Origin of the sequence: Exiguobacterium sp. BMC-KP (assembly GCF_001275385.1) — a bacterium.
Classification (GTDB): Bacteria; Bacillota; Bacilli; order Exiguobacteriales; family Exiguobacteriaceae; genus Exiguobacterium_A.
In genome coordinates, this window is sequence record NZ_LGIW01000011.1 from 35,722 (window position 1) to 55,712 (window position 19,991).

General features: G+C 40.3%; 16 protein-coding genes. All 16 read left to right on the forward strand.

Annotated features, from left to right (window positions below; genetic code table 11):
- The first annotated feature begins 563 nt into the window (after nt 1-563).
- The 16 genes from ADM98_RS00700 to ADM98_RS00775 all read left to right on the forward strand — a co-directional run bounded on the left by ADM98_RS00700 (nt 564) and on the right by ADM98_RS00775 (nt 19,893).
- Nucleotides 564-2,279: an AAA family ATPase gene (locus ADM98_RS00700; RefSeq protein WP_160315902.1), complete on the forward strand. Its 1,716-nt coding sequence runs from the start codon at nt 564-566 to the stop codon at nt 2,277-2,279.
- Nucleotides 2,266-3,576, forward strand: coding sequence for an McrC family protein (locus ADM98_RS00705; protein WP_053451799.1), 1,311 nt, complete (start codon nt 2,266-2,268; stop codon nt 3,574-3,576). The genes ADM98_RS00700 and ADM98_RS00705 overlap by 14 nt, the downstream gene beginning before the upstream one ends.
- Before the next feature lie 24 nt (nt 3,577-3,600).
- Nucleotides 3,601-4,614: a hypothetical protein gene (locus tag ADM98_RS00710; RefSeq protein ID WP_053451800.1), complete on the forward strand. Its 1,014-nt coding sequence runs from the start codon at nt 3,601-3,603 to the stop codon at nt 4,612-4,614.
- Between the two features lie 25 nt (nt 4,615-4,639).
- Nucleotides 4,640-5,686 carry a hypothetical protein gene (locus ADM98_RS00715; RefSeq protein WP_053451801.1) on the forward strand — a complete coding sequence of 349 codons (1,047 nt, stop codon included), beginning with the start codon at nt 4,640-4,642 and terminating at the stop codon, nt 5,684-5,686.
- Nucleotides 5,687-5,690: 4 nt separating this feature from the next.
- Nucleotides 5,691-7,226 (forward strand): AAA family ATPase, encoded by a 1,536-nt coding sequence (locus ADM98_RS00720; protein ID WP_053451802.1) that lies wholly within the window; start codon nt 5,691-5,693, stop codon nt 7,224-7,226.
- Between the two features lie 460 nt (nt 7,227-7,686).
- Nucleotides 7,687-8,556: a hypothetical protein gene (locus ADM98_RS00725; protein WP_053451803.1), complete on the forward strand. Its 870-nt coding sequence runs from the start codon at nt 7,687-7,689 to the stop codon at nt 8,554-8,556.
- Nucleotides 8,557-9,235: 679 nt separating this feature from the next.
- Nucleotides 9,236-10,066 (forward strand): DUF2268 domain-containing protein, encoded by an 831-nt coding sequence (locus tag ADM98_RS00730; protein WP_160315903.1) that lies wholly within the window; start codon nt 9,236-9,238, stop codon nt 10,064-10,066.
- Between the two features lie 326 nt (nt 10,067-10,392).
- A complete protein-coding gene (locus ADM98_RS17215) occupies nt 10,393-10,644 on the forward strand; it encodes a hypothetical protein (RefSeq protein ID WP_152910937.1) in 252 nt (83 codons plus the stop codon).
- A gap of 529 nt (nt 10,645-11,173) precedes the next feature.
- Nucleotides 11,174-12,898, forward strand: coding sequence for an ATP-binding cassette domain-containing protein (locus tag ADM98_RS00740; protein WP_053451806.1), 1,725 nt, complete (start codon nt 11,174-11,176; stop codon nt 12,896-12,898).
- Between the two features lie 31 nt (nt 12,899-12,929).
- Complete coding sequence (locus ADM98_RS00745) at nt 12,930-13,907, forward strand: DUF2268 domain-containing protein (RefSeq protein ID WP_053451807.1); 978 nt, start codon at nt 12,930-12,932, stop codon at nt 13,905-13,907.
- A 509-nt stretch (nt 13,908-14,416) separates the two neighbouring features.
- Nucleotides 14,417-15,301, forward strand: a complete 885-nt coding sequence (locus tag ADM98_RS00750; RefSeq protein ID WP_235504806.1) for an McbB family protein — start codon at nt 14,417-14,419, stop codon at nt 15,299-15,301.
- Nucleotides 15,294-16,115 carry a SagB/ThcOx family dehydrogenase gene (locus ADM98_RS00755; RefSeq protein ID WP_053451809.1) on the forward strand — a complete coding sequence of 274 codons (822 nt, stop codon included), beginning with the start codon at nt 15,294-15,296 and terminating at the stop codon, nt 16,113-16,115. Before ADM98_RS00750 ends, ADM98_RS00755 begins: the two co-directional genes overlap by 8 nt.
- Nucleotides 16,116-16,129: 14 nt before the next feature.
- Nucleotides 16,130-17,242, forward strand: a complete 1,113-nt coding sequence (locus tag ADM98_RS00760) for a YcaO-like family protein (RefSeq protein ID WP_053451810.1) — start codon at nt 16,130-16,132, stop codon at nt 17,240-17,242.
- Nucleotides 17,239-18,132 carry an McbB family protein gene (locus tag ADM98_RS00765; protein WP_053451811.1) on the forward strand — a complete coding sequence of 298 codons (894 nt, stop codon included), beginning with the start codon at nt 17,239-17,241 and terminating at the stop codon, nt 18,130-18,132. The genes ADM98_RS00760 and ADM98_RS00765 overlap by 4 nt, the downstream gene beginning before the upstream one ends.
- Nucleotides 18,125-18,895, forward strand: coding sequence for a hypothetical protein (locus tag ADM98_RS00770; protein ID WP_053451812.1), 771 nt, complete (start codon nt 18,125-18,127; stop codon nt 18,893-18,895). The genes ADM98_RS00765 and ADM98_RS00770 overlap by 8 nt, the downstream gene beginning before the upstream one ends.
- On the forward strand, nt 18,880-19,893 hold the full coding sequence (locus ADM98_RS00775; protein ID WP_053451813.1) for a YcaO-like family protein: 1,014 nt from the start codon (nt 18,880-18,882) through the stop codon (nt 19,891-19,893). Before ADM98_RS00770 ends, ADM98_RS00775 begins: the two co-directional genes overlap by 16 nt.
- Nucleotides 19,894-19,991: the final 98 nt, after the last annotated feature.

Sequence of the window (19,991 nt, forward strand, 5' to 3'; positions counted from 1 at the left end):
TGTATTTTTTTTACATACCTAATGGCAAATAAATCTATATAATCCTTTTAAAGGCACGAACGAATTGTAGGAAGACTCATCTCGGGAAGATGAGGAATCGACCCAGGGAATGGAGCGTGGTGCTCGCTCCAGGGAGGACGACGAGGAGGAAGGGACACATGAGCAGAACAAGCAGGGAGGTTTTGTTTGATTTTCTGAAAGGGAGGAACACGGCAAGCCTGGAGGACGTCAAGACAGCCCAAAGAACGTATTACGAGACACTCGTGGACGGACAGGCGTTAACTTTGACCGAGTTAGCACCGTTGAGTGAGCATCGGAGCAAGCTCTGGGGCACATTGAAAAGGTCGGGATATGAAGACCAGCCACATGGCATCGCCATCGGTCTCCGACTAGAAGACGAGAACGTGGTGATCAGGTTGGCTCTCCAGTGTAGGGTGGAGGGCGAGAGAGGGACGCGTCCGACCACCGAGGACCTCGTGAGACACAGTCGGTTTTTGGACGTGACGCTCGACGACATGGAAGGGGTCCATCATATGTTGGACTCGAAGAGAATCAGACCGGACATGATCTCGAAAGAGGGGATCGGACGTGGTGAACATCGCAAGCTCGAGCTCGTCTACCGGCTCTCCGAAGCTGACGTCAAGGACGACCTCTCGATGGAGGATATGTTCTCGGATAGGCTCAGACAGGTGATGGGGAAGTTCGTCACGTGCTATGACGCCATCATCGGTGAAGGATTGCCAGGCTCTGGAGCGATGGACCGAAGTATGAAGAAACTGAGTGGGAGGGGGAAGAACGTGATACATCCGAAGAACATGATCCTACAGGGACCACCGGGTACCGGGAAGACCTACCATACGGTACTGTACGCCGTCGCCATCATCGAAGGAAAATCCTTTGAGGAAATCAAGGAAGAGGTGGCCGAAGAAGGATATGAAGTGGTGAAAGAGCGATACACGGGATACAGGGACGAGAATCGGATCGCCTTCACGACCTTCCATCAGTCGTACGGTTATGAAGAATTCATCGAGGGAATCAAGCCGATGGTGAACGACTCGGGAGAGGTCGGGTTCAATATCGAGTCAGGAATCTTCAAGGAATTTTGCGAGATGGCGACGACGAATCATCGAATCAGTCCATCGGCGAGAATCTGGAAAATTTCACTCGGTGGTGCGGGAGAACGAGACATCAAGACGAGGTGTTTCGAAGATGGGACGATCCGCATCGGTTTCACTAAGCACGGAGAAACGCCACTCCTGGATGACGAGAAGATGACGAGTGCCATGAAGAACGTCTTCACCTATTTCTACGATACCATGGAGATCGGTGACGTCGTCCTCTCGTTAAAAGACCACGAACATATCGATGGCATAGGAATCATCGAGGGAGAGGCAGAATGGCTGAAGGATGAAGAAAGATACAAACGCTGCCGGAAGGTGAAATGGCTGGCCAAGGACATATCGGAAAGTATCCTCGAGATGAACATGCGCAAGAAGATGACACAGAAGACGATCTATCCACTGAATCGATTGACCGTATCACAAATCGAACGGATCATCACCAAGCATGATGCCGTCGAGAAGGACGATGAGGAGAGGAGCGAGCCGTACGTGTTCATCATCGATGAGATTAACCGAGGAAACATCTCGAAGATCCTAGGAGAGCTCATCACCTTGATCGAACCCTCGAAACGCCTGGGTGAGGTCGAGGAGACGCTCGTCAAGCTCCCCTATTCGAAGAAGGAGTTCGGCGTACCGGACAACATCCATATCATCGGGACGATGAACACGGCGGATCGTTCCATCGCGTTGATGGATACCGCGTTACGTCGCAGATTCCGGTTCGTCGAGATGTCCCCAGATCCTTCGACGCTCCGAGGCATCTCCGTCGGAGGAGTCGACATAGAACGCCTACTCGAGGTGATGAACCGACGGATCGAGGCGTTGTATGATCGGGATCACATGATCGGCCATGCCTATTTCACTGACTTGTCGTCCGACGATGATGTGGATGCGCTCAAGGAAATCTTCCTCAAGTCGATCATCCCGCTCCTACAGGAGTATTTCTTCGATGATTATGAGAAAATCCGGGCAGTACTCGGAGACGGCCCACGCAAGGAGGATGCTCACATCCTGAAAGGACGACCGGATGCGTCCGGATTGTTCAACATGTCTGTTCACCTTTCAGGCATCGAGAATGGCTATACTGTCGATCATGAGGCTCTTTCTACCCCGGAGGTCTATCGAGCCATCTATGCGGGGCATCATGCGAAAGTCTGATGTCATCGAGGTCACGGAATATGAGGCCATCGTATACAAAGGTCCGGGTCGAAGAATCGACAAGGAGATGTTCGAGGAACTCGAGGAGCTCATGCTCACGCTATCGGATGAAGGACGGGATGGATTAGACTTCTTGAAACTCTCCTCCAGGAAAGGCTCCGGGAGGGTCATCCAGGTCAGGAACTACGTCGGCGTCCTGCAGATGCCGAGTGGCAGGCAGCTCCAAATCCTTCCGAAAATCCATACGACGACAGTCGACGCGAAGACGGCGATGCTCAAGATGTTGAGGACGATGCGTGATTTTCCGAGTAAATCGTTCGACGCGACGGCGCTCGGCAACTCGAGGATGTCGATGTTCGAAGTCTATATCAAGCTCTTCCTCGACGAGGTCTCCCTGCTGGTCAGACGAGGATTGAAATCGGATTATCGTCGAATCGAGGAGAACGTACGCTTCTACAAGGGGAAGATGAACTTCGCACGTCAGCTCACGGTCAATCACGTGCACAAGGAAAGATTCTTCGTCACGTTCGATGAGTACGGGATCGACTGTCCAGAGAATCGGATCCTTAAGAAGGCATTGATGAAGACTCTCGGCAGTTCGACGGATGCGAAGAATCGCAAGGATGCGAGGCGTCTGCTTGATCATTTTGATGGAATCGCGGAGAGTCATGCCGTGGCGAAGGACTTCGCTGGAATCATCGACGACCGGAAGAACGGGCATTACCAGAAGGCGATAGGTTGGGCGAGGCTACTCCTGAACGACTTGAACGTATCGAACACGACCGGGACCACGGACACACAATCGCTCCTTTTCTCGATGGACCAACTTTTCGAGAGTTACGTAGGGCACGTGATTCAGCACCGTCTCGGTCGGGAGTGGGACATCTCACTGAAAGGTCCTGTCAAGCATCTCTTCGACAACGGGTCATTCAGACTCATGCCCGATGTCGTTGCGAGATATCGAGATGCGTCCGACGGACGGATGAGGACGCGGGTCATCGACATGAAATGGAAGATCCTTGATCCGAGGAGCACCAACCTCGGGATCTCCTCGAGCGACATGTATCAGATGTTCGCCTATGCGAAGAAGTACTCATGTGAGCATGTCGTGGTGGTCTATCCGCTCGTCGAGGGTCTTTCTAGGAGGAATATCCAATATACCGACGGGGACATCACCGTCCATATCCATCTATTCGATTGCGTAGATGGGGAGGAAGACCTTATCGACTTACTCAGGTCTCTCGATTCACGACAACCGAGCGTCTCGAACACACCGATAATACCGACGAAAAAATGAACCTTAAGAAACGGAGGAATTGATATGTACGATATTTTGTTGAAGATATCGCAGGACATCATCAAAAAGATTGACCAGGGTACGGGAGGTGCGAACACTCTGAAGGACGTACTTCTTGACGAGATGCGTGACATCTATGGGGAAGGGGCGTCAGGAAAGTATGAGCAGATGAAGATGTTCCTGGAACGTACGGACGCCAATCACCGTGAGATAGCAGAAGGAAGGTCGGAAGGACGTTCACGTCAGTCTTGGCTCAAAGGACGTCTGAAGGCGGCTGAGGGAAAATTTCCTGGTGTGACTGAAGGAATCATCGACGGACTACGAAGATCGGATGAAGCAGATGATGATCGCAGAGCTCTCGATGTGAAAGACTCGTTCGACTTCGACATCATGACGAGCGAGATTCAGCAGGATGTAGAAATTGATGCGCTCTCCGGTGTACTGAACCTCGACACTGCGATGGAGGAGGTCAATACGTCAGGAGCATCATCACTTGAAGGATACTCGCGTCTAACGAATGCACTTAAATCCGATCTGAACTCCGAAGAAGATCGAGAGATGAAGCAATTATTGACGGTGAGTGCATTGAAGTTCATCCAAAAAGCTGATGAGGACTCAATCCTCAAGAAACTTAATCATGTACAGACTTCTTTCGTAGTCGATGCCGCCTATACCTCGGTCAAGGTCGCGTATAAGGTGGCGGACAAGTCGATTACGAGTGAAGAAGCGGTCGATTTCCTTGTAGACCGCGGGGTCGCTCGTCTCGAATCGCTCGTCCAGGTGACGTGCACGACCGTGGGTGCAAAGGTCGGCACCCAAGTAGGTCGAGTGATCGGTGGAGTGTTCGGACCTGCTGGGAGTGCACTTGGAGGCGTCATAGGAAACACCATCGGAAAGATGGTAGGAAAAAAGATTGGCGATGTCATCGTCACGGGAATCAAAAAAATCGTGCCGATTGCGAAGCGTGGACTTCAACATTATGCAGAAAAAGTGAAGAATAAAGTAAAAGGTGCATTGTCCAGGACTTTCTGGAGATGACCATCTTTCCAAGGAGCAACGAAGTATGAAACCTATAAAATTCAACCTGTTACTCGACGGAAGGATTGTCCGTTCGCTCGATGAAGTGAAGGATAACTTTAACATCGATGACATCTATGACTTGTTCAATAAGCGTATCCTCCAGAAATGGTTAAGGCTCCAGAACGAGCTCGCCATTGCTGAAAAGCTCGAGCTCATAACGACGGTCAATCCAAAGCTCGCCATCGAGAAGATTCTTGTGGTGTTCGGGTACGAGCCAGGTAAGATGCAGACAGAAATCTACGCACATCTATACGGTCGGACCTATCGTGAAGAGGTCGCGGTCGCGATCTCCGAGAACAAGAATCATGCTGAGATGATCGAGGACTACCATAAGAATTATATTTACTTGAAGGAGGCGCTACACAACTTCGGACTTGTGAAAGATCAGGTTACGAAAGATTTTAGGTTCGATGATGAGGAACGGACATCCGAATATTTGGAGGGCGTACGTGAAATCATGAGTGTCTTATCGAAAATCAGCGATGCGAAGAAATCACGAGGGGAGTTCGGGGACGAACAGTTCTCAAGACTCGTTCCTGAGCAAGGAAAGCTTAGTACGAATGACTATTCATATGGAGCCATCAAGGCGACCATCGATGAAATCGGGAAACATCATCTCGAGCTCTTGAAGCTCGACATTTCGAACTTCTTCGATGAATTCATAGATGAGAATCCTATCGTCATCATGTCCTGCCTGATGAACGACGCAATCCGGGAAGTGATGTTGGCGAATGAGCGCATCCGATCATCATTGCGGAAGTCATGCGATCACCATGCGATGATCCACAAGCTGGAACCTTATCTGCAGTCCTATGAGGGGGACACGGAAGGGATGTGGAAGTATCTAGGTAGCACAGACAAGAAATATCTCGTCCTGAACATCACTCTCGGTAAGTCTAGGGTGGGGGAACAATCAGACCTAAAAAAAGACTTCGGACATCGTGAGGTCAACGGGAACTATCTTGTTTTGAGTGGACTTACCTTCAAGAGCGCCTCGGCGACACAGGCCATCCACTACCTGGAGGTATGAGGCCATGAAGAACATGATTTTAGAGGTAGGGGCATACGTCGACGCCCTAAGACCAATCATCTACATCCCACATAATGATTTCACGAGCATCGAGAGGGTCATCGAGAACGTCGCCCAAGAGGAGTTCGATATCGTCGAGTTCAATCACGGTTATGGATATGTGGACTTCCGGACGAAACTTCCGAAGACCAACTGTTCACTCAGTGAGTTCTTACGGTATGCCGACGATATCAGTAACGAGCCGAGATTTTTGGTGTTGAAGGACGTACATGGAGAACTTGGCGAACCGGAGGTACAAGCGTTGCTGAAGAGCATCGCGATGAAGAACCTCTACAAAGAGGACTTCTACTGCACTGTGTTCATCCTGAGTACGAGCCTCGTGGTACCGACGGAGCTCGAGTCGCTGATGACCATCCTGGAAATCGGAGCCCCCGATGTCTCGGACATCGAGGAGCTCATCAAGGATTTTTCGAGAGTGCAGGACATCGACATCGAACAATCGATCATCGACGAGATGACTCTATCCTTCAAAGGACTGAGCGAATTCGAAATCTATCAAATCCTGAATCTTGCCTATCAGTCGAACGGCGAGATAACGGCGGAGGACAAGTCGCTGATCCTTCGGGAGAAGGAGCAGTTCGTCAAGAAGTCCGGCATGCTCGAGATCATCAACTTCCAGGAGGACATCGATGACATCGGTGGACTCGAGAACCTGAAGGCCTGGCTGAGGAGGAAGGGCCGCATCTTCAATCATCTTGATCAGGCGATGAAGGCAGGCGTCGACATCCCGAAAGGTCTGATGATGGTCGGCATGCCGGGCTGCGGGAAGAGTCTGGCGGCGAAGGCGACCGCTAAGCTCTTCAACGTACCGCTGTTGCGTCTCGACATCGGTAAGCTCTTCAACGTACCGCTGTTGCGTCTCGACATCGGTAAGCTCTTCGGGAAGTATGTCGGCGAGAGCGAGGATAACATGAGACGTGCGCTCAAGACTGCCGAGGCGGTCAGTCCTTGCATCCTCTGGGTCGATGAGATCGAGAAGGCGTTCTCCGGCATCGGAGATTCTGGAGGTGGCAATAGCGTCACGACACGTCTGTTCGGGACGTTCCTGACTTGGATGCAAGAGAAGGAATCGACGGTCTTCGTCGTCGCGACGGCGAACGACATCTCGTCCCTTCCTCCAGAGCTATTACGGAAGGGACGTTTCGATGAGCTCTTCTCTGTCAATCTTCCGAACAAGGAGGAGCGGAGACGTATCATCGACATCCATCTGACGAAGCGTCAAAAGAACAACCTGGACATCGACACGATCAAAATCGTCAAGGAGACGGAAGGGTTCAATGGCGCGGATCTTGAGTCCGTCGTGAGGGATGCGATTGAGAACCTCTACCTCGAAGGAAGGGACACGTTGACGACCGGAGATTTGCTCGACGTCGTCAAGGAGACCAAGGGTATCTCGACATCCTTGAAGGATAAGATTAGTCAGATCAAGTCGAGCCTCGAGAAGTTTGATATCAAGCCAGCCAGTCGAATGGACGAGTGATGAATAGGATAAGACGCTCTCCTTGCATGATTCTACGGGCCTTTCACTTTCGATTGTTCATCGAGAATGGGAGGCCCGTCTATTATTCATCTCGATAAGAGCGTTACGAAATTCGTCGACAATCATGTTTGTTTTCTTAAGAACCTTTTGTACAGAAAATTGATTATCGAATGGGACGACTGACTTACATTTGGACTGACATGAACGTAATTATTCATCGATTAAAGTCTTTTGGTGAATTCATAAGGTGATTCAGGGCACTTCCTCTAGATATAAGAAGATGAATCAAATCATTGGTGACGAGAAGGTTAGTAGTGATGAAGAATGTAACTTAAAATGACATTGACATTCATTTTTTATAGATAGGTAAATACTATCTTTTTTGGGAACCATGTTCATCAATTATCGTACTGAATAATAATAAAAAGGAAAAATAATTCAATTGTAGAGGAGAATTTTTGTGACATTCGACAAGGTGCTTTATCGGAATCATGAAGGTGAGGAAGAATTAGTAGTAGCTGAAGAATTGTCTTCCAGAGAAGATTATGAGTTTGTTAAAAAAAATTTACATTGCTCCTATGAAGGATGCACTTCCAGAATAAGATACGTTACGAAGGGAAAGAAAAAAGCCTATTTTACTACTTGGCCAAAAGACAACCACTCAGAAGCGTGTCTTAACTACTTCGAGAGAGAGAAAAAGAATCCATCGATAAAGAGAATCACTTCTGATGCGACTAGATTATCCGAAAAACATATTAGTAGTATTTTGAGAGAGATGATTAAAGTTAGTGATGAGTCTCAAGAAGAAAAAGAAGCTCGGTCGAAAAAACAAAAAATGAATAGAAATAATAAGAAGAACAAAATAACCGATATCACTAAGAGTTCTGAGATTAAAGAAGTCGCTAGACCGTCAACAGATGGCAACCTAATGCCTCTTCTAAGTAGCAGCAGAGCTCCCAATGTAAAAAGAAAATATGGAGTTGTTGACTTGAAAGAAGAAGATGTCGGTAGAGCGACAGGTCTCGTCGAAATGATTCACTCGATGGAAATTTCTGAGAACAGAGTCGTTATGGGATTGAAAAACAAGGATTCTAAAGAGAAAGTGTACATGGAAGAAGGATTTTTTGCGACTGCATATGCGAACATTGATACAATATTTTCTATTATAAAAGAAGCTGTTGATACTAGAGAGTCATTAAAAATTTACTGTGTCGGAAATGCTGAAAAACGGGCTGGCGAATTATGTCTGGTAATAAATGATCAAAAAGATATAAGAATAAATGGCAAAAAAATAGACGTATTCGCTTTTAACTATAAAGAGAGAACATGAATCAGAGATAAGGCATATCCTCATAACGATCGAAAAATGGGATATGTCTTATTTCTATGATGATAGCCAAACGGATATTCTTGAATTAATTTTTGTATATGGTTCTATTTTAGTCAATTCAAGGGCTAACTTTACTTAATGATTTTATGCTAGATTTTTCCGAAATACAAAACAAGACTATTAAACGGATCTTTCACAATAAGTTCCTGTCATACTCGATACAGTCTGCATAAAGAAGTCAAATGTTCTTCATTTTTGACACTTACAGAAATGCTGATTCAATAAAGACTCCCTCTGTATTCCCTTCGATTCTATAATAAATTTACATACGATAAGTGACATGGACATTAATTTAATTTCAGATATCTTGGACTTAGGAATGTCAGAATAAATTCTACATCCGAGAAGTAAAATCTGAGAGTAGATATGTAAATCAAGTTGAATTAAACAAATTAATGTAAGTAAATGTATTTTTAATTACACTAAAATATGTTATAAATGTAACTAATAACATATTAAGGAGGAAAATGGTTTGAGGACATTTTTAGCATTCTTTTTTTCGATACTCATCTGTTGTGTATCAGGGTGTACATCCCAACCGACGCAGCCGGCTGAGAAACCAAAGTCCACTATTCGAGAAGTTGAACTAGCGAAGGACCAGCATGCAAAAATCATCACGTTGTACCCAGCCTATATCGACTACATCACAAAAGTTGAGAAAAAGATGAAGGATACAAACGTCACGGACGAGGATTTACAGCAAATCTTCGATAAAACTGTCCGTCGGGAACTGGATCGCATTCAGAAAGAGCAGGATATCTTTCTTGATTTTAAGGGGTTCAATGACGTGAATAACGCCACTTCCTATGTGAACGATTTAAAACGACTGACGAAACGTCTGATGGATGAAGATAAAGAAAATATGAAGGCTGTTCACGCGGCACTCCGTAAATCAGCTGACCATCTTCCTGGTAAAGATAAGATAATCCTGATGTTACCATTATCGGAAGATTATCGATATGCCGCAAAGGCGACGAGCGGGTTGATGGGTTTTGCGATGAGCGATGGTAGCATGGTGATTATGTTAGGTGAAGAGTATACGCCCGGAATTCTGAAGTACGCCGTCGCACATGAGTATAATCATTCCGTAGTGAACGAACATCCTGAAATCAGACAACCAAGCTCCATCGACTATCTCATATTCGAAGGTAAAGCGGAAGTGTTTGCGCAAGAACTTTATCCCAAAGCCCCCCTTATAGAAACGGAGAAAATAGCTTCCAGCGATAAAAAGAAGATACTCGAACAGGTCAAGAACAACTCCTTAAGCTATGAAGAACTTAGCACTGGAAGTGAAGCGAAGGATGTCCCACGATTAACTGTTTACAGTTTAGGAACGGAGTTAATGGCAGATTTCCGACAAAAAAAATCTGAGCAGACGCTACAAGAGTTCTCATTAACACCGATTTCCGATGTAATTCATGCAGGAAAATTCAAGTCGATTCTTGATTAAAAAATAATGGTATCTCAAAAACTGAAGATAGATACATGAAATCCATCTTTAGTTTAATGAATCAGACTTTTTTAATACTCTATTCAAGTCAAGATTTTTTGTTTTTCTCATGGATCAAATCAAAGAGATGTCATATTTATTGACTTGATTAAGTGATAAGGGAATTTTCAAAATGAATCTAAACATAGTTCTTCCTTTCGATTACTAAAATAAAGACGAAAATAAACTTTTAATTTTGATGGATATTAAAATAAGTTTTATTTACAGTAATTATTTATGAATTTAATTATAGTTTCCAAAAAAATTTGTTTTGGAGGGATTTTGAGATGGCTGTAGTGAAAATGAGTAATCCTACTCAACGTATTGATTCATTAGAGGGTAGAGCTGCTCCTAAATATAGTTATGGTGAAGGAGCGATTCCTAAAAAAGAAGCAATCAAAACTCAACTAATTCGACCATCATTGACATGTAGTTGTTCATGTTCATCAGGTCCAGGTACGACATATCCCCCGTTTCCATGTAAGGGTGGAGGTGTAGCTGATGTAAACAGAGTTAAATCAATAAGATCTTTAAAATAAAAAAACTGAAAATTTTAATATTGCAAAAAATTTACTTATATAATAAAATATGTATATAGGTTATATTAGGTAAAAAAGGGGATATTTACATGAAAGATAGATATTGGGCTCCGGGTACGAGTGGAATTCCAAGTAGTGATAAACCATCTACTGAAACTACTGCGACTGAATCTAAATTTGGTAGCGGCACGAACGGTCCTCAAGGCGTCGTCGCACAACCACCAGGTGGAGGCGGTAAGAGCACATGTATTACTACGTTTTGCTATGGTCCGGGAACTACATGTTCTCAAGGCGCTTGTTGGGGTGCTGGATCTACAACTTCGGGTAAAGTGAAGGCATTACGTAAAAAAATTTAATAAAACTACTTAGTAAAAAAATAAAACCTAATATAACCTGGTTTTATTTTTTTGTTTCACGACAAAATGAATTAATCTGATGACTTATCGTATGTACACCTAATGTAATCGTTTGGTGGAATAAATTTTTTTATAAATCTTTAATTATTATTTAGATTTAGAAAGGAATTGAAATGAAAGTTAGAGCCGCTTTTCAAAATATGTTCTTTGTGTATAACGTTGTTAAGCTTACTCGAAAAAGGATTTTACTTTTCTTTATTTCGATTTTAATTGTAATATCATCTTTATTTCCTATCGTTACACTGGATGTAACGCGTAGAATATTAAACAATATCCAAAGTGGTTCACCAGTCAAAGAGACGATTAAATTATTTATAACCATGATTTCTATACAGATTTTTTCTCAATTGATTATGTACTTCATCCAATTTAACAAGAACCTCTTCTATATCAAAATGAGTAATCTTATACCTGAGTTGATTATGAAGAAAATTGCTAATTTAGCTGCGGATAAGATTTTTCATGAGAAAACTCAGGACGAATTATATTTTTTGAGAACACAGACTTCCGAAAAAATAAGTTCTGTTTTTGAGAACCTTTTTTCTTTACTATCAGCATTTACGACGCTCACTTCCATGTTCATATATGTTGCCAATTGGAACATGATGTACGCATTGATAATCTTTTTGATCAGTATGCCACTTGGGATTACTCAGGTATATTTCAATCAAAAAAAATTCAGATTATCCAAAAGATTAAATCGTCCATACAGAGAACAATTTTATATCCAATACATATCGACGACAGGAAGCTATTTGAAGGAAATAATAACGAACAACTCGATGGGAAGATTAATAAAAGAGTATAAGGACATTTTCAAAGGAACATACTACCAACAAAAAAAATTAATGAAGAAAGAATATATAGCGAGTCTATTTTTATCTTTGATGAGCTTTATGGTGATTGGTTTTTTAGAGTTCAAACTAGTCATGAAGGCAGTCAATGGAGAATTACTATTAGGTACTTTCACATCATTATTACAAGCCATAAACAGTGTCTCAATCGGAATCAACGCCTTGATTTTGGTAATGAGTAATTTTTATGGCGATTTGCTTTACGTAAACAATTTAAAAGACTTTTTAAGTGAGAAGAATGAAAAATCTTTCGAAAAAAATTATTATGAAGACGTTAAAAAAATCGATAGCAAGTCTTTCATTCTGAAAGGTAGCGACTTATCTTTTCATATCGGCAATAAAGAGATATTTCGGGATTTGAACTTTGAATTAGAGAGTGGGAAGATTCACGGTATTCTAGGTGATAATGGGAGTGGAAAAACCACTTTACTTGAGGTGATACAAGGATTGAAAAAACAGACCACGGGTTCCATATACTTTAACAACATGGACCTGGATCTCTTGAGTAAAGAAGAACGTTTTGAAATCATTCAAATGCTATTCCAACAACCGTCTCGCTATGAATTTTCTTTTGAGGATAACATCACGATTTCGGACTTTGAAAAGGAACCTACTGAAAACGTTTTTGAATTCATTAAACGAATAGATGACGAGAGCAAAATTGAAACAATCGTTTCAAGTAGTAATGAAAGGTTGGGAGATTGGTACGAAGATAGTAGACCATTATCAGGAGGACAGTGGCAAACAATTTCTTTTTATCGCTTATTATACAGAGAGTCTCCAATATACCTTATCGACGAGCCGACAAATAATTTGGACTATCATTCTATTCAAAGGATGAAAAATACATTAAAAAAAATAAAAGATAATGGGTTCTTAGTGATAGTTGTATCTCATGATTTGGAATTTATGGAGAGTATATGTGATAATTTAATTGATATGAAGGCTTTGACATCTAGAGGAAAGACGTTAATTAATTCTTGATTTTTGAATGAGATGTTTAGGGGGGATTTGTTTGAAGAAGTTAACCATATTTATTTTGTGCGTCGCTTTGTTCGCATTATCTGGTTGTAACGTATTTCAAGAAAAAGAAACTCACTCGATTAACAAGGCGCATAGGGATGAAGTTGGGAGTGAGGTCGTTAAAATCAATCAGGACGATGAGTTGAAAATCATTCCATTATATTCACAATATATCGATTACTTGGAGAACTCACTTGATTCGAGTAGCCCGGAAGTAGATAAGAAAAATTACTATAAATATGTTCTCAATTATTTTGATAAGATTGGCGAACAGCGTAATATAAATGTGACGGAATTAAAAGCTAACGGTATGTTACAAGCAACCACGTATAAACAAGAGCAATTAGATCGAGTGAATAAGTTAATGAAAAAGGATGCTGAAATAAAAAGTATCATTAAAAAGAGTTTTATAAAGGCTCATAAAGTATTACCGAAGAAAAAAAGTACGATTTTCATCGTACCTGTCTCTTCTGAGTATCTGGATGGAAGTGAACTGCTGAAAGGGGTGATGGGGGTTGCATATAAAGACTGCATTGTCTTTTTTTTAGATGAAAACTATGACAAAGACATTCTTGCTTATGCCACCGCTCATGAGTACCATCACACAATTCTGTATGATAATAAGGACTTCCGATTAGAAACGATTCTTCAATCCTGCATCGCAGAAGGTAAGGCTGATGAATTTGCAAAACGCGTTATAAAGGGAGTAAGGCCGCCGACGGATATGCCACTAGAAAATAAGACTAAAGAAAACATTATAAAGATGATGAATAAAGGAGAAGTTACAGGAGATGACATACTCCTTGGAAATGATTCGAAAAATATACCTATGTGGAGTAACTATAGATTAGGTAAAGATATTATGGAAAGTTATTTAAATCAAAATCCTTCTAGGTCGATTGCCGATTGGACGTTTGATGACGAAAAGACAATATTGAAGGGATATAAATATAAAATTGAAATCGAATGAACACAACATATGAACTCCTGAAGGATGGATGGCGTCTATCCTTCAGGAGTTCAATGTTTAATCAACTGCATAGCATTCGAATACACTGAATGGTGAATCGTTCTCAGTCGAAAGGATCTATTATCATCAATGATTACTGAAGCATGTATTAAATGAAATGTAGTGAAAGTCTTAGGCGAATATATTTTGTTGCACATGTTAATCGGACTTACATTTGATTACTTGGTTTGACTAGACATTTTGAACGAATAAATTAATATTATCATTTAACAGTTAAGCATCAATCCTTACAAAATTCTGTTGACGTTTGATTTGTCATCATGCTTGATAGTGACGACCTGACAGAACTCTAAACTTAAGAGGAGATTGTATTGAATGGCAATGAATCATATTATTGAATATTATTCCAAAAAGGTTGTTTTACAATTTAATAGGAGTTAAGATTAATTCAAAGTATTTTTTTACATAAAAGTATTTTTATGTCGTTAAGGAAATTAATTATTCTATTTATGTTTTACAAGGAGGACTTTCCATTGCTTTTTAAAATTAATAAGTTTATTTTTTACTCAGTAAATAAAAATCTCTTAATATGTCAAAGTGAATCTGGAATAGTAAAGATTCATAATCGGCTCCTTATAGATTTCTTGAAAGGTCTTGAGGCGGAATCGAGGGGCGGAGGAATCATCACATACGATGAAATACAAGAATATTTTCTAGAAGAATCGGACGATGTAATAGATTTCTTGATGAGCCACAATTTGATAAGTGAGAAAAATGAGTCTAACTTTAATATTCGTCAAGTACTGCTGATTTCAAATTCACCTGAAGTGAAAAGTATGATAATCAATAACATTAACGAGAATATTGAAGTTGATACGATAGATATAGATGAGATTGGGCATCATGATAAATTTAAGGAAAATACGCTAATCGTCATGTTCTTGAATCCATATATTAAATCTAAGGCAAAATTAGTCAGAGATGCTGCTATGAACAGTAAGAATTGTTTCGTATTGACGTCTTATATGTATAACGATAGTTTTTATCTAGACGCAGTTTTTAGCCCTGAATGGAAGACGCCTTGCCATATTTGCAACATGGGAATCCTGGATGAGACGATAAGTCACAATAGAATCTCGAAAAACTACAAAGATTTTATAGACAATCTAATGAATCAATACCCAGAATTCACTCCTGAGAGTGTCTTGAATAAAAGGAAAGTCATCAACATTGCAGCCTTCATGATTAATAAAATTGAGGCGATAGTCGGTCTTGATGTTCAAATCCCTTTCGATCTAAATGATTTCAAAAATAATTATCAATTAGATTTGGATTTACAAAAAAGTTTTACCGATACAAGTATACACTGGGAGTTGTGTGATTGTTATGAGTAAAGAAATGGAAAAAGTCGCTATAGAGACAGGTAGTGAGGATTTTAATTCAAACTATCACAATGACATTTATGACTATGAGACATTAGTTAAGGTCCAAAAATTTCATTATCTGACGACGAACCCTACGATAGAAATCTTCCATAATGTACATTTCGATGTAGAGATGCAATATTGGATTGAAAGTTTTTCGAACAAGGACATCATACCGAACAGTTATCTAGAAAAAATTGAGCTTAAGAAGTACGAGAAAAAAAAATTTACTTCTGGGTTGTACTTCACTAAAAACACAATTACAAATGAACAACTTTCAGAGATATTATACGATGCGTTTGCAAGGGATGAACAATCCTTGTCGAAAAATTATCCTTCAGCCGGAGCATTATATCCTGTGATACCCCTACTCCTAGTCACTGAACGGAGCAAGAACTCATCCATGCTCTCACCTGGTTGCTATGTATATGACTCAAAAAATCAAAATCTTTTGAAAATTGAAAGTTGGGACTCTGATGAAATTCTAGGTCAGGTGAAATCATTTATGGCACCGGACCATTCTATGTTACCGATTTATTGCATGGCGTATGCGATTGATTTTCGTAGGGCGATTACGAAGTACAAGTATAAGGGATATAGACATGCGATGATTGAAACCGGTTTGGCAGCACAATCGTTCAAAAACAGCCTTAGTAAGCATCAGACTCTCAAAGAAAGATGTTGGTCTGGATTTCAGGATTTAGCACTTGGTAGACATTGTGGTATGGACATCAGACTATCACCAATTACACTACTACAATGGTTTGGTCATGTAGAAGAATAAGGATGAGGTGGCATATGATATTTAAAAATAGTGGGAATATCAATTTCGCTAAACAAATTGTTTCAGTAAGTACTTCGTTCAATATTGATTTTTCTAGCTCTACAGTTTCTATTGGAGATTCCAGTCTAAGAGGAGACGGGGTTAACTTTAGTGGTAAGTTGGCAAAGATAAGTGCTATGGGGGAGTATATGGAACGGTACGTACAGAGCACGGTCTCTCATAAAATAAAAAATAAGTATCAAGAAGCATTCAATGTGAATACTGGACAAGTTGAGAATGTACATATTTTAGATATGATCATCCCGAAGTACTTATTGTTTGAAGAGGGTGAGCTCAGAGAATGGAATGATTCAAGTGGAACAGCCTTCCATGTCTCCTCAATGAAAGTCATAGACAATGCCTTCCAAGAATTCATTGAAAGACAGAGTTTAGTACATTGTTGGCTCACGAAGTCGCCAGGCAAAAAAATAAGTTTAGAACTTTGTGGTAGAAGTAATGATCAAATAAGAAAAGCTCATTCTGCTCTTTTAGCCTATTTTGATTCGATAGAGTCCTACGAAATTTCAATAACCGAAAAATGTAAAGTCGTAATAACTATAGCTACGAGTAAGCTTAATAAAAGTGTAGGTCTTGGTTCTTCGTGGGAATTGGAGTCTGCGCTCTTTAAGTCACTAAAAGAAACCTGGCAGTTGATATCGCATAAAGCTCCCGCGCACATGAATAGCGAATATGATAAGTATACAGAAGAGGTGCCAGATACGAATAAAGGCTTTAATCTCTATGGAGACTATTTCCATGAATTGAGTGTTGAAGAGGTAAAAAAATCATATGAATTTCTTGATAATGGAGAAATTTTCAAGTTCGTTGAAAACCCCAATTTTATACCGGATGACGGTAATTATTTAGAGACATTGAAGAAAATTGGTGAAGACTTAAACATCGAGCTACTGATAACGTATGTCCCCTCGATCATTGAAAATCTTCCAGGACATGTAGTAAAGATTATCGGGAAAGGTGCTTTTCCACATATCAAAACCGACATTATTAATCATCATGAATACAGCATCAAAGAAATCAATAAAGTTAAAGATGTCCCGAATAAGGGAGTCATGATTCCTTTCAGTTGACAATTGAGCGAGGTGCTAAAATGACATGCCAATATAAAGTCAATCCTTTCGTAACATATGATTTAAATGATGAACTCATCATCCAAACTAAAGTGGGGATTGACAAGATAACAGAAAAAAATCGAGCCAAACTAATCTTGGAACTAAGAAATAGCATCGGTAAGACGATTGATGGAGACACAGTTCTTGATTTTTTGAATAAACTAAAAATCGATGAGGGTTTTTTAGATTATCTTTTTAATCGGCAAATAGTTTCAAAAAAAATCCCCTTACAAATGGGCTTACAAGACATATATTTTTATTCGCCTGATAAATCGTATAGTAAGAAAATAAGAAAGATATTTGAGAACGAGGAAAAAATAAAAATTTTGGATACTGAAGAGGACTTGGTTGATAAAGTTAGGCTGAATCAATCTGATTTATTCATTATTTTTTATAGAGAATACTCTAAAGCAGAAGCAATCGGATGGCGAGACCTGTTTAAGTATCACGCCAATACGTTTTCTTCGATGGCGTACATATATAACGAATACTTATACATTGATTCTCTCTATTCAGCAAAATGGAATCTACCATGCCATTTGTGCCATAAAGGTTTTATCGAAAACGAGCATCGAATCGGTGCTGAAGAAAATGTCACATACCAAATCATGATAGATGAATTGTTCGAGTCAGATCATGGTTTTAAACTATCCCATAGTTTTTCCAATTCACAAGAATTAAATATCTTGACCCAGCTTTGTAACTTCATAACAAAACTCTCAATCCCTACTTCTCGACTCGCAAATGCGCATTCTCCCTTCATCAACGGAGCAGTTTTCGATATACAAGAAAACGTCCTTTCAAAAGGCACTACAAGACATTGGGAATTATGTGATTGTTATGAATAATATTAACTTTGAAAAATTTGTTTCGATGCAACATGTAAATGATCTCTTGAACAAAAACTTTATCGAAAAGTCAGTAATGGATTCGATTGTTGATTTTCATCAAGAGCAATTGTGGTTTCCATACGATATTGTTCGTGAAAAGAACATGAATCATTTGATGTTTTCATATTGGGAACAAAATTTGTGTGGAACTGACGTTTCTAACGAATTCGAAACGAATCGAATTTTACTTTCGGACGTAATTAACAAAGGTGATACAATCCTCAATTCAACCATTCTCGCACTGAATGAGTCACTGAAGCGATTAGTTTTAGAGACAAAATCTATCCTGCCACTAATTTTAGTGGGTAATCAGGACCAAGAGTATCCATTAAAGAGTGGATGTTATTTGTTTGTAAGGGACTCCAGTGAATTGATTCCGCTAAGAGAATGGACGGAGATAGATATTCGTTTTTTAGAAGAATACAATGTCATATTTGGTGACGGACAAGATATCTCGATTGCCTTAGCGCTCGATTTGCGACGTGCAATCGTCGTTGATGGTGGACGGGGTTATAGAAAATCAATTCTTGAGATAGGTAAAGTATCTACTTCGATTGAATACGAACTAAAACAGAGCTCTGTTGAAGGTATAGATGTAAAGCAAATTTTGGATTTTGCCGATAATGCTGTCACGAAAGCATGTGGATTGAATCTCAAATTGGCACCAGTGATTTCTATCCAGCATGTGAAGAAGGAAGTGATTGAATGTACCATCGATTAGAAAAACATAATCATTTCAACATACCTTCTAATATCTTTTTAGAAAATCCGAACTATCTACTCTATTTTTCACATGGTAATTATCTCAGGGATGGCCGGATCGGTCCACATTCAGGATTTGCGACTGGAAGTAGCAAGAAAAATACACTGATTAGAACGATTGCGGAGGGTATCGAGAGAAGAGCAACCATGTTGGGGGGGGGTAGCAAGTCTGATGATGTCATGACTTGGGATATCTTAAATCAAAGAATAAATAAACTGAATTTTGAGAACACTACGTTTAAAGATTATGAAATCGATACTACTGGTTCAGCTGTCCATACTTCTCAAGACAAAGCAATCTACGGAGCGATAAAAGAGTTATATGAAAAAAATTCTTTGTTTCTATTTTGGTATGGGAAGGTCGGTCATAAGATAATTTTGGATGAATATGTCGAGAACCCATACTATGAATTTTTTAGGAACTCTGGATATGAAGTATCGGTATTTGTAAACGAGTACTTCAGTCCTTTGAAAACTGTTATCGCGATAGCGTATAAATCGGATCATTCTTTCTTTTGCGGATTAGGTACATCGAACTCCTATGAGGATGCTGTTATTCACGCGTTGGAAGAAGTTTTTTTGATCGCATCTTTTTACTTCTATAAAAATATACTTCAAAATGATTCAGGCGAAAGCTTTATTCTTGACCAACCAACGGAAAGTCATATCCATGAATTAAATAAATTAACCTATAAGGAGATTAATGATAGTCGAACTGAATCCATATCGCTAAAGGATTTGGTTAGCTTGGCTCCTGACTATGTTGAGAGTATAAACGTGATACTGATCCAGCAGAATCTTGTAACGAACTTAGTCTGTATAAAGGTATATATCGAAGGATTGTTTAATTGTCTACCGAAAAAAAAGAATATCACAGAAAAGTTGCTGATTAACGAGAATACAATAAAGATTACTCCAGAGAAATTAGCATTGTTGCCAGAATGTCCAATGTCGTAAATAAACCCATAAAATTTATTTACTTTTAATTACAAAATTTACTTTTTATGTTATTATTCAGTTGTAACACAAAAAATAAGAAGAGGAGATGATATGGA

What these genes read in the sequence shown, in the direction of transcription:
- ADM98_RS00700 (WP_160315902.1), top strand. Translation starts at nt 564, where the DNA reads ATGATCTCGAAAGAGGGGATCGGACGTGGTGAACATCGCAAGCTCGAG.
- ADM98_RS00705 (WP_053451799.1), top strand. Translation starts at nt 2,266, where the DNA reads ATGCGAAAGTCTGATGTCATCGAGGTCACGGAATATGAGGCCATCGTA.
- ADM98_RS00710 (WP_053451800.1), top strand. Translation starts at nt 3,601, where the DNA reads ATGTACGATATTTTGTTGAAGATATCGCAGGACATCATCAAAAAGATT.
- ADM98_RS00715 (WP_053451801.1), top strand. Translation starts at nt 4,640, where the DNA reads ATGAAACCTATAAAATTCAACCTGTTACTCGACGGAAGGATTGTCCGT.
- ADM98_RS00720 (WP_053451802.1), top strand. Translation starts at nt 5,691, where the DNA reads ATGAAGAACATGATTTTAGAGGTAGGGGCATACGTCGACGCCCTAAGA.
- ADM98_RS17215 (WP_152910937.1), top strand. Translation starts at nt 10,393, where the DNA reads ATGGCTGTAGTGAAAATGAGTAATCCTACTCAACGTATTGATTCATTA.
- ADM98_RS00740 (WP_053451806.1), top strand. Translation starts at nt 11,174, where the DNA reads ATGAAAGTTAGAGCCGCTTTTCAAAATATGTTCTTTGTGTATAACGTT.
- ADM98_RS00750 (WP_235504806.1), top strand. Translation starts at nt 14,417, where the DNA reads ATGTTTTACAAGGAGGACTTTCCATTGCTTTTTAAAATTAATAAGTTT.
- ADM98_RS00755 (WP_053451809.1), top strand. Translation starts at nt 15,294, where the DNA reads ATGAGTAAAGAAATGGAAAAAGTCGCTATAGAGACAGGTAGTGAGGAT.
- ADM98_RS00760 (WP_053451810.1), top strand. Translation starts at nt 16,130, where the DNA reads ATGATATTTAAAAATAGTGGGAATATCAATTTCGCTAAACAAATTGTT.
- ADM98_RS00770 (WP_053451812.1), top strand. Translation starts at nt 18,125, where the DNA reads ATGAATAATATTAACTTTGAAAAATTTGTTTCGATGCAACATGTAAAT.
- ADM98_RS00775 (WP_053451813.1), top strand. Translation starts at nt 18,880, where the DNA reads ATGTACCATCGATTAGAAAAACATAATCATTTCAACATACCTTCTAAT.